The 13,657-nt window shown below is 71.8% G+C and carries 9 protein-coding genes; 4 read left to right on the top strand and 5 right to left on the bottom strand.

The window, feature by feature from the left end; all coding sequences use genetic code 11:
- Positions 1–9: 9 nt before the first annotated feature.
- Complete coding sequence (locus tag G7071_RS17645; protein ID WP_166320680.1) at positions 10–834, bottom strand: class I SAM-dependent methyltransferase; 825 nt, start codon at positions 832–834, stop codon at positions 10–12.
- A 146-nt stretch (positions 835–980) separates the two neighbouring features.
- Between G7071_RS17645 and smc the strand changes: the two genes are divergently transcribed.
- The 4 genes from smc (at position 981) to ftsY (ending at position 6,532) form a co-directional block, all read left to right on the top strand.
- The gene (gene smc / locus G7071_RS17640) at positions 981–4,535 is read left to right on the top strand and encodes a chromosome segregation protein SMC (protein WP_166320679.1); all 3,555 of its coding nucleotides are present in this window, start codon (positions 981–983) and stop codon (positions 4,533–4,535) included.
- A gap of 40 nt (positions 4,536–4,575) precedes the next feature.
- Positions 4,576–5,028 (top strand): acyl-CoA thioesterase, encoded by a 453-nt coding sequence (locus G7071_RS17635; protein ID WP_166320678.1) that lies wholly within the window; start codon positions 4,576–4,578, stop codon positions 5,026–5,028.
- Between the two features lie 96 nt (positions 5,029–5,124).
- Positions 5,125–5,304 carry a hypothetical protein gene (locus tag G7071_RS17630; protein WP_166320677.1) on the top strand — a complete coding sequence of 60 codons (180 nt, stop codon included), beginning with the start codon at positions 5,125–5,127 and terminating at the stop codon, positions 5,302–5,304.
- An 88-nt stretch (positions 5,305–5,392) separates the two neighbouring features.
- On the top strand, positions 5,393–6,532 hold the full coding sequence (gene ftsY, locus G7071_RS17625) for a signal recognition particle-docking protein FtsY (protein ID WP_166320676.1): 1,140 nt from the start codon (positions 5,393–5,395) through the stop codon (positions 6,530–6,532).
- A gap of 27 nt (positions 6,533–6,559) precedes the next feature.
- Here ftsY and G7071_RS17620 read toward each other — a convergent pair whose 3' ends face one another.
- The 4 genes from G7071_RS17620 to G7071_RS17605 are packed head-to-tail and all read right to left on the bottom strand — an operon-like array spanning position 6,560 to position 13,507.
- On the bottom strand, positions 6,560–9,490 hold the full coding sequence (locus G7071_RS17620) for a glycosyltransferase (protein ID WP_166320675.1): 2,931 nt from the start codon (positions 9,488–9,490) through the stop codon (positions 6,560–6,562).
- Positions 9,487–11,664 (bottom strand): glycosyltransferase, encoded by a 2,178-nt coding sequence (locus G7071_RS17615; RefSeq protein ID WP_166320674.1) that lies wholly within the window; start codon positions 11,662–11,664, stop codon positions 9,487–9,489. Before G7071_RS17615 ends, G7071_RS17620 begins: the two co-directional genes overlap by 4 nt.
- Positions 11,661–12,503 carry a hypothetical protein gene (locus G7071_RS17610; RefSeq protein ID WP_166320673.1) on the bottom strand — a complete coding sequence of 281 codons (843 nt, stop codon included), beginning with the start codon at positions 12,501–12,503 and terminating at the stop codon, positions 11,661–11,663. Before G7071_RS17610 ends, G7071_RS17615 begins: the two co-directional genes overlap by 4 nt.
- The gene (locus tag G7071_RS17605; protein WP_166320672.1) at positions 12,500–13,507 is read right to left on the bottom strand and encodes a glycosyltransferase; all 1,008 of its coding nucleotides are present in this window, start codon (positions 13,505–13,507) and stop codon (positions 12,500–12,502) included. Before G7071_RS17605 ends, G7071_RS17610 begins: the two co-directional genes overlap by 4 nt.
- Positions 13,508–13,657 lie beyond the last annotated feature (150 nt).

The following is a 13,657-nucleotide window of genomic DNA, read 5'->3' as shown; positions in this document are numbered from 1 at the left end:
CCGGTCGCCTCAAGGGCGCGCGAGGGTGCACCGGACGTCGGTCCACCAGCGGAGTCCGTCGTCGCCGGCGATCTCCTCCAGCAGCGGGTCCACCGCGTCGCGCAGGGGGCCCAGCGTGCCCAGGCGCTGGTGGGCCTCGAGCAGCCGACGCTGGCCGTGGGACCACGACCATGCCCACCACTGGTCGATGTCGTCGACAAGGGCCTCCACCCGGGTCTGGGTCGTCGCCACCTCGGCATAGCCGTGCTGGTGCAGCAGGTTCTCCAAGGCCTCGACCGACTCGAACGGGCCGGACCTCGCCGGGTTGGCGGGTGGGCGCTCTGCGGCCGGCAACATGTCCACGATGACGTCGAACACCGGGTCCCACGACTCGTCGGTGTCGCCGAACCAGGTGAACCCGAGTCGACCTTCCGGCCCCAACGCGGCACGGTAGCGGTCGAGCGCGGAGTCGAGGTCGGGGAGGAAGAAGAGCACGAGTCCGGCCTGGACGACGTCCCAGGGTCCATCGGGCGGCCACTCGGCGTCGCCGACCTCGGCCGTGAGCCACGGCAGGTCGCCCGCCCCCGACCGCAGCCCCTCGACCATCCGGGGCGCGAGATCGGTCGCCAGCACCCGTCCTGTGGGGCCGACGGCCCGGGCGGCGCGGAGGGCCGAGGCGCCGCGGCCGCACCCGAGGTCGAGGACCCGCTCACCCGGCTGGGGCGCGGTGTGCCGGACGAGGACCTCCGCGATCGTGCCGAAGAACGTGACACCCACCTGGTCGTAGGTCGCCGCGGCGCGGTCGAAGACCGCCGCGATGCCGTCCTTGCGTGCCCGGGCGCCGAGGTCGTCCATCACGACACTGTCGCAGCGGAGCGCGCCCGAGTCGAGGTCGACCAGAAGACAGCACGTCACGCCGTAGTGTGGGCCGGGACTTCCCCCTCGGTGTCTGAGATGATGCCGCGTCCAGTCGTTGATCGTCGTGTGATGAGGGAGCGCCCGTGTATCTGAAGAGCCTGACCCTCAAGGGGTTCAAGTCCTTCGCCTCCGCCACGACGCTCAACCTCGAACCGGGGATCACCTGCATCGTGGGGCCCAACGGGTCCGGCAAGTCCAACGTCGTCGACGCGCTCGCCTGGGTGATGGGCGAGCAGGGCGTGAAGTCGCTGCGCGGCGGCAAGATGGAGGACGTCATCTTCGCCGGCACCTCGGGCCGCCCGCCGCTGGGTCGCGCGGAGGTGGCCCTGACGATCGACAACTCCGACGGGGCGCTGCCGATCGAATATGCGGAAGTCACGATCTCGCGCACGATGTTCCGCAACGGCGGCTCCGAATACGCCATCAACGGCAGCAGCTGCCGGCTGCTCGACGTGCAGGAGCTCCTCAGCGACTCGGGCATCGGCCGCGAGATGCACGTCATCGTCGGGCAGGGCCAGCTCGACACCATCCTGCACGCGACTCCCGAGGACCGCCGCGGCTTCATCGAGGAGGCCGCCGGCGTCCTCAAGCACCGCAAGCGCAAGGAGAAGGCGCTCCGCAAGCTCGACTCCACCGACGGCAACCTCACCCGGCTCAACGACCTGCTCAGCGAGATCCGGCGCCAGCTCAAGCCGCTGGGTCGTCAGGCCGAGGTGGCGCGCCGAGCGGCCTCCGTCCAGGCCGACGTCCGCGACGCCCGGGCGCGGCTCGTGGCCGACGACCTGGTGCAGGCTCGCCACGCCCTGGAGCAGGAGCTGGCCGACGAGTCGATCCTGGTCGAGCGCCGCGAGCAGGTCGAGACCGCGCTCGCCCAGGCGCGAGAGCGCGAGGCGGCGCTCGAGGCGGCGCTGCGCACCGACCTGCCCGAGCTGGCCAAGGCGCAGGAGACCTGGTTCGCGCTGTCGGGCCTCAAGGAACGTCTGCGCGGGACCCAGTCCCTCGCGGCCGAGCGGCTCCGCAACGCCGCCGGCGCAGCCGAGACCGACACAGTCGACTCCGGCCGTGACCCCGACGAGCTCGAGGCGCAGGCCGCGCGGATCCGGGAGCAGGAGACCGAGATCGGGGCGCAGGTCGAGGAGCATCGGACCGGGCTCGAGGCTGCGGTCGCCCATCGGCGTACGGCGGAGGACGCTGCTGCCGACGAGGAGCGCCGCATCTCCGGGCTGGTCCGGGCAGCGGCCGACCGGCGGGAGGGCCTGGCCCGGCTGCACGGACAGGTGAACGCGCTGAAGTCGCGGGCAGCCGCAGCCGACGACGAGATCGGTCGCCTCCGGTCGGCGCGCGAGGAGGCGCTGGCCCGGGCCGAGCGCGCCCAGAAGGACTTCACCGCGCTGGAGACCAAGGTCGCCGGGCTGGACGCGGGGGAGGAGGGGCTGGACGCCGAGCACGAGGCTGCGGTCGCCGCCCTCGACGACATCGAGGAGCGACTGGCGAGAGCCCGCGAGCAGGCCCAGCAGGCAGACCGCGATCGTGCCGGGCTGGTCGCCCGTCGGGACGCGCTCGAGCTGGGGCTCAACCGCAAGGACGGGGCCGGGGCGCTCCTGGCCGCGACAGACAAGGTCACCGGCCTGGTGGCATCGGTGGCCGCGCTGCTCAACGTGCAGGCCGGCTTCGAGGCGGCCGTGGCGGCTGCCCTGGGCACTGCCGCAGACGCTGTCGTGGTGACCGGTGCCGACGCCGCGCTGGCGGCGATCGCCCACCTCAAGGACGAGGACCTGGGCCGGGCGGGGTTGCTCCTGGGTGGCGGCACCACGCTCGACAGCGGCAGGCCGGCCCTGCCTGCCCACGCGCACTACGCCCTCGACGTGGTCGAGGCACCCACCGACGTCCGTCCCGCCCTGTCCCGGCTGCTGGCGGGGGTGGCTGTGGTCGACGACCTGCCCGCCGCCCGCGCGCTCGTCGCGGAGCTGCCGGAGCTCACGGCCGTCACCCGCGACGGCGACCTGATCAGTGCTCACTTCGCCGCCGGCGGTTCCACCCGCCAACCGAGCCTGCTGGAGACCCAGGCCGCGGTCGACGACGCGACCGCCAAGCTCCACGACGCGACAGCCACCACCGAGCGGCTGGGCTTCGAGATCTCCCGGCTCGAAGCAGAGCGGCACGACGCCCTCAAGCGCGCAGACGTCGCGCTCGCCAAGCTCCACGAGTCGGACGCGACGCTGGCAGCCGTGGCCGAGGAGCTCGGCCAGCACGGCTCGCAGGCGCGGTCGGCCCGCGGTGAGGCCGAGCGCCTGGAGCGGGCGATCGTGGCCGCACAGGAGGCACACGAGTCCGACGTCGCCGGGCTGGCCGAGCTCGAGCACCGGCTGGCGACGGCCCAGGAAGCACCCGACGAAGAACCCGATGTCACCGAGCGCGAACGCCTGGTCGAGGCGGCGAAGGCCGCCCGGCAGGCGGAGATGGATGCTCGCCTCGCGCTGCGCACCACCGAGGAGCGGGCCCGAGCGCTCAACGGCCGCGCCGACTCGATGCTGCGTGCGGCGCAGGCCGAGCGCGAGTCGCGGGCGCGGGCAGTCGAGCGCCGCCAGCAGCTGATCCTCGAGGGCGAGGCGGCACAGACCGTCAACGAGGGTGTGACCGTGGTCCTCCAGCACCTCGAGCGCTCGGTGATGCTGGCTGCCGACGCCCGGGCGGCGGTCGAGGAGTCCCGCCAGGAGCGTGAGCAGCAGCTCCTCGCCATCCGCACGACCCTGCGCGACCTCGCCCGTGAGCACGACGAGCTCGTCAACTCCGTCCACCGCGACGAGATGGCCCGCACCCAGCAGAAGATGCGGATCGAGCAGCTCGAGGAGCGCGCGCTCGAGGAGCTCGGGCTGACCGGCGACGCCCTGGTCGCCGACTACGGGCCCGAGACGCTGGTGCCCTTCTCCGGCCCCGTGGCCGAGGGTGACGAGACGCCCGACCCGGTGCCGTTCGTCCGCGAGGAGCAGCAGAAGCGGCTCCGCACGGCCGAGCGCGAGCTGGCGATGCTCGGACGGGTCAACCCGCTCGCCCTCGAGGAGTTCACCGCCATGGAGGAGAGGCACCAGTTCCTCAGCGAGCAGCTCGAGGACCTCCGGCGCACCCGCAAGGACCTCCTCGACATCGTCCGCGAGGTCGACGACCGGGTCGAGCAGGTGTTCCGCGAGGCCTACGCCGACGTGGAGAAGGCCTTCGACTCCACGTTCGCCAGGTTGTTCCCGGGGGGTGAGGGCCGGCTCGTCCTCACCGATCCTGACAACATGCTCACGACCGGGATCGAGGTCGAGGCGCGGCCGGCCGGCAAGAAGGTCAAGCGGCTATCGCTGCTCTCGGGCGGTGAGCGGTCCCTGGTCGCCGTGGCCTTCCTGGTCTCGCTCTTCAAGGCCCGGCCCTCGCCCTTCTACATCCTCGACGAGGTCGAGGCGGCCCTCGACGACACCAACCTCGGCCGGTTGCTGGAGATCTACGAGGAGCTGCGGGAGAACTCCCAGCTGCTCGTCATCACCCACCAGAAGCGGACCATGGAGGTCGGAGACGCGTTGTACGGCGTCACCATGCGCGGCGACGGTGTCTCGGCCGTGATCTCCCAGCGGCTCGAACGGGCGGAGTCGGCCTGACGGGTCAGGCCGGCGGCGCGTGGCGGTCTAGGGTGGCGCAGTGACCGAGCGAGCACCCCGCCCCACCCGCGCCGACTACGTCGCCTGGCGAACCGCCACGACGCGCTGGCGCGACGACGACGCCTACGGCCACCTCAACAACGCGACCTACTACGAGCTCTTCGACACGGCCGTCAACGCGCACCTGTTCGAAGCCACCGGCACCAACGTGCGGCTGCTGCCGCAGATCGGGGTCGTCGCCGAGACGTCGTGCCGCTACTTCCGCGAGATCGGCTTCCCCGAGCCCATCGAGATGGGCCTGGTCGTCGACAAGGTGGGCACGTCGTCGATCGTCTACCGGATCGGGCTCTTCCAGGGCGACGGCGAGGAGGCCGCCGCCGAAGGTCGCTTCGTGCACGTCTACGTCGACAACGAGCAGGGGGCCGGCAACCGGCCGGTCGTGCCGATGCCCGACGTCATCCGCGCCGCAGTGGAGCCGCTGCTCCGCTCGTGACCTGGCGACGACACCCCGGCGGTCGCGCGGAGTCGTGGCCTCGCGTGGATCTGTGCGACCGTGGACACACCGCCACAACTCGGGAGTTGAAGAACTGTGCTCGCCATCGTCCTCATGATGTTGCTCGTCCTCGTGATCTCTGGTGGGGTCGTGGCCTACGTCGCCTACCCGCACCGCGGCGAGGAGCTGCCGGTCGCCCCCCAGCTCGGCGACGTGATGCGCAAGGGCGTCGACTCGCTCCCGACCATCGGTGACTACGAGGACATCCGCGCCTGACGCGATGGATGCCCCGCCCGTGTCCCGGGCGGTGAGTGAGACGGGTCCCCGCACCCGCACGCTCGAGCTCCTCTGATTGGATTGCCGGATGGACTTCCTGGCTGACTGGCTCATCCTGATCATCAGCATCGCCGTCGTCGGCGTGCTCCTCGTGGTCGGCCTCGTCACCGGCCGAGCCCGGAGGAAGCCGCCGACCACGGGCACCGACGTGATCGCCCGTCCGACCGGGCCCGACGTGGACGAGGCGGGCCCCACCACAGCGACCGCGACTGCGCCTGCGCCGGAGAAGCCGGCGCTCGATCGGCCGGAGGGCACCGCCAGCCGGATGAAGCGGCTGCGCGAGCGGCTCTCCCGCGCCCAGGGTGGTCTGGGGCAGGGGCTGCTCGCACTCCTGAGCCGAGACCGGCTCGACGAGGACACGTGGGAGTCGATCGAGGACACGCTGCTCACCGCCGACGTCGGCGTCACCCCGACGCAGGAGCTGGTGGGGGCCCTGCGCACCCGGCTTCGGGTCGAGGGCGACAAGAACGCAGACCCTCGGACCGTGCTCCGCGAGGAGCTGGTCAAGCTCGTGGATCCCGACATGGACCGACGGCTCCAGGTCAGTGGCACCGACGGCCGCCCCGGTGTCGTGCTGGTCGTGGGCGTCAACGGTGCCGGCAAGACCACCACCGTCGGCAAGATCGCCCGCATCCTGGTCGCGGAGGGCCGCACCGTCACGCTCGGCGCGGCGGACACGTTCCGGGCCGCCGCGGTCGACCAGCTGGCCACCTGGGGTGAGCGGGTGGGCGTCGAGGTCGTGCGCGGACCGGAGGGCTCGGACCCGGCGAGCGTGGCCTTCGAAGCGGTCAAGCAGGGTGTCGAGCAGGGCACGGACACCGTGCTGATCGACACCGCCGGCCGGCTGCAGAACAAGGCCGGCCTGATGGACGAGCTCGGCAAGGTCAAGCGGGTCATCGAGAAGCAGGCCCCGGTGACCGAGGTGCTGCTCGTCCTCGACGCCACGACCGGCCAGAACGGGATGATCCAGGCGCGGGTCTTCAGCGAGATCGTCGACGTCACCGGCATCGTGCTGACGAAGCTGGACGGCTCCGCCAAGGGCGGGATCGTCGTCGCCGTACAACGAGAGCTGGGTGTGCCGGTCAAGCTGGTCGGGCTCGGTGAGGGCGCCGACGACCTCGCCCCGTTCGACAGTGGTGCGTTCGTCGACGCGCTCCTCGGCGGCTGACCCGACCCGGCCGACCGGTTCGAAAATTCAGCGTGCCGGACGTCGCTCCCGCAGACGCAGTGCCCTGACCGCGTCTGCGACCAGGCGGGCGGCCCGCTGGTCGAAGGTGTGCTGCTCGATGATCCGCAACGCCTGGGCACGACGTTCGGCGTCGCTGGGGAAGGCGTCGTACGGCGGGGTGGTGAGCCGGATCAGGTCGTCCTCGTCGTGGAATGGCTGCACCAGGTCACCGAAGGTCTCGTGGAGTCCCGAGACCGGGTCGGTGGCGATCCGGGCGCCGCACGCTGCCGCGTCGAAGAGACGGTTGGACAAGAAGCTGTCGCGGCGCATGTCGACGTGGTGGTCGTTGAGGACCACGCCGGCCGAGGCATAGAGGGCGCCCACCTGGCTGTTGGGCACTCCTGAGGACGCCACGCTGGCGGGGTCGAGGAACTCGTCCCAGTCGGCGCCGTGCACGGTGAGGTCCGCCTCGGCGGACAGGGCCGTGCGGACGGCTTGGCGGAAGACGCCTCGGGAGTTGCCGACGAACAGCACCGCCGGGCCAGTGTCGGGGACGCCTCGATCAGGGTGGAAGTAGCGCGGGTCGGTGCACTGCAGCAGCGGCTCGACCGGGAGCCCCCACTCCCGACGGACCTGCGCCGGCCAGCTCAGGCTGGCGGCGTAGACGAGGTCGAAGCCCTTGAGCTCGGCCATCGAGACCATGTCGGGGTGGCTGATGATCCACTGCATGTTGAGCGCGGTCGCGTGGGGTTCGACGAGGTCGAGTCCGCGGAGCACCAGCACCACGTCGTCGTGGTCGCGAGACGGCCGGTCACGGGCATCGCGGGAGTCGACCGAGACGTGCTGACCGCCGGCCTCGAGCGCGGCAGCGAGTGAGCGGGCGAAGTGGGTGTCGCCCCAACGCTCGCCCCGAGGACCCGCGGGCGCAGCGGTGTCGATGGTCCAGCGCAGGCGCGGTGGGCGCTCGTCGATGCCGTGGATCGCCCTGACCACCTGCTGCTGGAGGAGGACCGCTTCGGAGTCGGGATCGTCCTCGTCCGCTGAGACCCGTTCGGTCCGGACACCGGTGACCTCGAAGCCGGCCGAGTGCCAGAGCGTCGCGGTGTCGTCCTCGGGGATCGTGTGGCGACGCGACCGCAGCGCCGACATCGCCATCTTGAGGTCGGCGGGCTCGGCGTAGGAGGTCCGCGAGGTGACGGTCAGGTCGGGGACGAGCAGGGTCGATCCGATCCCGGCCGCGGCGGCCCGCAGGCCCAGGTCGGTCTCGCCCAGCACGTCGCCGAAGGCCGGGTCGAGCCCGCCCAGCCACAGCAGCGTCTCGGCCCGCAGGGCCACCATCGGGGATGCCGGCGCCGGGATGCGGCTGCGGCCGACCCGCCGCGCGTCGGAGAGCGGATGGCCTGCGAGGAGCAGTCCGAGGCGACCGTCGTTGCGGGGGAAGGTGGCGCCGGCGGAGAGGATGAGCCCGCGCCGGTCGAGGACCAGGGGCTGCGCGACGGCGACGGAGGCGTCGGCCACGGCGTCGCTCAGCTGTCGGACGAGGCCGGGCGATGGCTGCGCCTCGGGGCGGACGAGCACGACGCGGTCGCCCGTCGTGTGGGCGATGGCGATGTTCATGGCGGCGGAGATCCGCGTCCCGGCGGGCACCGAGATGCTGGTGACCGCGGGCAACAGGTCGGCGAGGGCGGACGTCAGCAGGTGCGGGCCGCGGCGGTCGCGGGCCGCGACCACGACGACCTCGACGTCGTCCTGCGCGGCCAGCAGCCAGTCCACCGTTCCACGCGAGCCCTGGCCGATCGGCAGCACGACGCTCGCCCGGCCGGGCACCCGCGGGGTTGCTTGGACGGCTTCCCAGTTGACGGTGGTCGGGGCCTCGGTGGCCAGACTGCGCACGAGCACGAGAGGGTGGGCCCACGACACCGACGGTGACTGGCGGAGGCGGCCCACGAGCCGCTCGACGACGTCGTCCCCGTCGTCCTCGTCGAAGCCACCCATCGCGTCCAGCGACCGTCGCCGCAGCAGGGTGGTGCCGAGGTCGAACTGGTCGGGCGTGACGAGCTCGCCCGACAGCCGGGTGTCGGGGCCGGTGAACGCCTGGACGGCTTCGCGACCACTGGCCCGGAGCACCGCGACGGTGCGCGCCAGGAACTCCGGATGCCAGAGGTGTCCGGGCTCGACGAAGGTGACGAACTCTCCGCGCGCACGCTGCAGACCGCGGTTCAGGGTGCGGCCGACCGGCGTCCTGGATCCGAGGACGACCCTGACACGAGGGTCGCTGCTCGCCGCTTCGGTCGCCACGGTGCTGGTCGCGTCGATCGAACCCCGGTCCAGGACGAGCAGTTCCCACTGGGCCAACGTCTGGTCCTGCAGCGCCGCGATCGTCGAGGCCAACATGGGTCCGACGTCCTGGGCACTCATCAGCACGGTCACCATGGGACCGGACGCGTCCGAGACGTGCTGCGAGGCCCCCGGATTGGCGTCGAGATAGGTCTGGACCTGCCACTCCCGGGCCGCTCGGAGGGCGCTGTCGCGGAACTCGCCCCACTGCAGGTGGGGATAGGTGCGGCGTACGGGCATCGGCGTCTCGCGCGTCGCGTGGGCCGCCCACCAGGCGAGCGGGCCGAAGGCGTGTTCGCGGGCCGCCGGATGTTCCTCGAGGATCCGCTCGGTGTTGATGAGGGGGTGGGGAGCCAGCCGGCTGCGCGGACCCTCGGTGACGTACCACAGCGACGGGGGCAGGTCGCCGGCCTGCCAGACCCCCTTCCCTGGCAGCCAGGTCGCCTCGAAGAGGGGGTGCGGGGAGATGTCAGGGGTGCTGATCACGGCCATGGCCGCGTCCTCAGGGGACTCCGGCAGCGTGCCGAGCTGGGCGCTGATCCAGTCGAGGTCGAGCAGGCCCGAGGCGACCAGGTCGCGAGCCGAGTGCCGTGCTGCCGAGCTCGTGGGCGGTTCGATCACGCAGTCACCTGGGCTTCCTTGCGGATGGTCTGCCCCTGGGCGCTCAGCAGCGGGTCGATGAAGTGGGCGAAGTCCCGCGCCATGCGTCCCGGCGGACGCGATCGGGCGGCGGCGATCGACGAGGCGCGGGCCTGGTCGGCCCTCCCGGGGTCGGCCACCAGGTCCGTGATGGTCGCGCGGAGCGTCTCCTTCAACGAGCGGTCGTCACGGGGATTGAACAGCCGGACGTGGGGCTCGTCGGCCAGGTCGAGCAGGGCGCCGGTCCGTGGACCGACGATCGGAAGGCCGAAGGTCTGGGCGAGCCAGAAGACACCTGAGTTCAGGATCCTGGAGTAGGGGAGGACCGCGAGGTCTGCCGCCCCGAACCACACCTGCAGCTGGTCGTCCGGCACGTGGGAGAACTCCGAGATCACCCGGGACGAGAGCTCGCACCGGCGCTCGAGACCGGCCGTCTCCTGGGTCTGGGCGGGCTTGCCCGCGACCAGCAGGTGCAGGCTGGGGTCCTCCTCCGCGAGCTCGTGGAAGACGTCCAGCAGCCGCCCGAGGCCCTTGTAGGGCCGGATGCCGCCGAGGGCGACCAGCACCTTGTCCGAGGCGGAGAGGCCCAGGTGGGAGCGCGCTGCCTCGCGGCTGATCCAGTCGGGATAGCACCCCACATAGCTGGAGTGCTCGATGACGACGACGCGTCTCGGGTCGAGACGCAGGACCTCGGAGGCCTGCCGGGCAGTGATCTCCGACAGGGCGTGGATGGCGTCGGCCCGGTCGGCCAGGAGCTGGGCGAGCTTGGTCTCGGCCCAGACGTGGCGAGCCTCGTGGGGCAGCACGTTGTGCAGCGTCCACACCAGCCGGCCACCGGCCGTACGGAACTTGTGCAGTGCGGCGCTGAAGCGGTCTAGCTCGATCGCAGCCCGGAACGGCCCGGTGGCGTGCTGCATGATCGGAGTGGTCCAGTGGATGTTCAGGGTGCCCGGCACCGATGCGACCGAACGGTTCTCGAGGTGCTCGACGACGTCGGAGACACCGACCGGATAGGCATCGACCGCGTCCAGCTCGGCGAACAGCATCCCTTGGTAGGGGTTGGCCCGGTTGTAGTCCGGGAAGTAGTGCAGGGCGCGTCGAGGTGGCGGTGACGCCTGCTCGGAGCGGGCGACAGCCAGGCCCTCCTCGAGCTCACGGGCACGCACGTCCCACGTGTGCTGGTCGAGGACGTGCTCGCGCAGGCGATCGACCTCTGCACGCACCCCGTCGGGCGCGGCGAGGAGGGAGGTGATGACCTCGCCGAGCTCTTCCGAGCTGCGGTAGACAGGCACCGGCAGCCCGCACTCGACTGCTCCGAGTGCGGAGTTGAGCAGGGGCAGTGAGCCGCACGCGATGCTCTCGAAGAAGTGGGCCGGCAGCGTTGCGTCCGCGATCGCGTGGCTCGGCAGCTCGATCACCGTCAGCTCGGAGCAGGTCAGCACCTCGGGCGCACGCAACCACGGGACAGGCTCGTCCAGCCGTCCCAGCAGGCCCGAACGCATGCTGCGCAGGGGTTCGGCATAGACCGTGAGCGGCACTGTGAGACCGAGGTCGTTGATGAGCGGGTGTATGGCGCGCGAGCGCTCGACGTGCACGCCGACCGCGATGGCGCCGGCGCGTGGCTCGTGCTCTCCGGCGCCACAGGCGAAGAGCTCGGCGTCGGCGGCGCAGCGCAGGAGGTCGACGCGACCGGCACGAGTGCGGCGCAGGATGCTGCGCGCCACCTCGGAGCCCACCAGGACCTGGTCGAAGGCCTGGAGGTGGTCCAGCTCCGCCCACGTCTCGACCTCTCCGTGGGCCCACGCGACCTTCCAGGCGTCGACGGGTGCCTGCGACGGGTCGGCGTCGGGTGTGGTCGCGATCCAGATGTCAGCCGCGCCGCCGAGGTGCCACCGGTGCCGCGGGACCAGGCGGACGCCATACCCGCGATCGGCGAGCGCGAGTCCGAGACCCGCGGCTGCGACCAGGTCGGGAGTGGCGTGCCGCAGGTCCACCGAGTGGACGAAGAAGAGCACCCGGTCCCCGTCGCCGGTCGCCAGCTCACCGTCGACGAGCTGTCGATAGGCGGCCCGCCGCCGGTCCAGGGCCGAGATCTCGTCGGAGTCGGACCGGGCCGGGCCAGCAGCAGCCCGGTCCGGGGTTGTCCCCGGGCTCACGACCCGTCCTTGCGCCGGCGAGCGCGCTGCACGACTGAGGTCACTGTGCGGACCGCGCGCGAGTCGCGAGCCAGGAACAGCTCCTGCTCCAGCTCGGTCACCTGGACCTGGATCAGGTCGCGCTCCCGGGAGACCTGCGCGACCCGGGCGCGCAGCAGGACGTTCTTGTGGCGCAACCGCTGCAGCCGGTCCTGGAACTCCGCGAGCTGTCGGTCCATCGCCAGCAGCTCGTCCTTGCCCGACTGCATCTCACGGGCGATGGTGGCCCGCTCTCGGGCAAGCAGCTCGCGAGTGCGCTCGAGCTCGTGGGCCAGCCGCCGGTTCTCCGCGGCGCTCGCCTCGTCGGCGTCGGGGGAGTGGGGACGAGCGGTGGTGAAGGAGGGGAACCGGGCGACGGTGACCTGGCGCCCGTCCTGGAGGGGACTTGCCCCCTCGTCCTCGAGGACGAAGCCGGCGGAGGCGATCGGTGTCGCGAGGTCGCGCTTGCCCGAGACCACCACGAGACCACCCGGCACCAGGGCGCCGGAGCCCAGGGTGCGGAAGAAGAGGTCTGCGTCGTGACTGGTGTCGAGCACGTCCTCGACGACGACGACGTCGACCGGGGCCACGAGGAACGGCCGCGCCCAGTCGTCGGCGGCGGCGCCACGGCCCATGTCGAGAGCCCACTCGGCGTCAGGAGGCGCGGTGGCGGGCCAGCGCAGGCACTCCACCTCGCGGTCGTGCTCCTGGGCGAGCCGCGTGGGGACAGGCGAGTCGGAGAGACCGATGTGGAGCACCCGCGGGCCGCCGGCGAGGGTCTGCTCGATCACGGTGGCGACGTCGTCGCGTCCCTTGTTCATCGGTGGCCCACCCCCTCTCCCTGGCGTCGCACGTCGTCCGGCCACGGGACGTGTGAGACATCATCATTGCGCCCGTCGCGCCCGGCGCGGGCGTCGGCCGCCGCCTGCTCGACCAGGGCGTCGAAGTCGGGCAGCCACTGGGGCGCGTGCTCGGCGACCTTGCGCCGCCAGTTCTTCAGCCACTTTCCTCGCAGCTGGGCGAGTGCTGCCTCCCCGTCGCCGCCGAGGGCGCGCTGGACGAACAGGTAGCGGTTCCGGGTCATGTAGTAGAGGTGGTAGGGCGAGGGGAGGGCTCCGGTCGAGCGCTGGTGGTGGAGCATCCGGGCGCGCTGCTCGATCATCACGCGCCAGCCGGCGGCCGCGACGTCGCGGCACCACTGCGTCTCCTCGAAGTAGAGGAAGTAGTCCTCCGGGAGCAGCCCGATGGTCTCCAGCACCGTGCGCCGTGTCAGCAGCGACGCCCCGGTGATGTAGTCGACGTCGTGGGCGCCGGGTGAGGGCACCCGGGAGATCGGGCGGCCCTGGTGGAGGTGCCTGGTCTCACCGGCCTTGTCCTCGTCCACGATCCCGCCGTCGAACCACACGATCTCCTCAGCGTCGTGTGCCGCAGGGTGGACGATCCGTGGACCGACGACCCCGCAGTCGCGGACATCACCGAGCAGCTCGATCAGGCGCGGCAGGGTCTCGGGCTCGACCCGGGTGTCGGGGTTGAGCAGCCACACGAGCTGGTTGCCGCGGCCCAGGCAGTGCCGGATCCCCACGTTGCTGCCGCCCGCGTAGCCCAGGTTGCCACCGCTCGAGAGGACCACCGCCCGATCACCGACGAGGGCTGCGAGAGCTGACCGCGACGTCTCCGAGTCGGAGTTGTCCACCACCACGACGTCCATGTCGAGGTCGTGGGAGGCCTCGAGCGACGCGATGCAACCGACCGTGTCCTCGGCGCTGTCGTGGTTGACCAGCACAACGCCCGTGCGCGCCGCGCGATCGGCGCTGCTTCCGGTCATGGCGCGAGTGTATCGAGGTCGGACCGCGGTCCCGACCGCTCGCCCCGTGCGCTCCCGTTCACGCGTCCGTAACGGAGGACGCGGATCTGTTGCGTGGGTGCAACACGAGTCGGTGAGCGGTGAAACGTCGACCGCGCAGGGTGGTGCCCG

Origin of the sequence: Nocardioides piscis (genome assembly GCF_011300215.1) — a bacterium.
GTDB classification, from domain to species: Bacteria; Actinomycetota; Actinomycetes; order Propionibacteriales; family Nocardioidaceae; genus Nocardioides; species Nocardioides piscis.
This window is presented reverse-complemented; position numbering and strand designations above follow the sequence as displayed.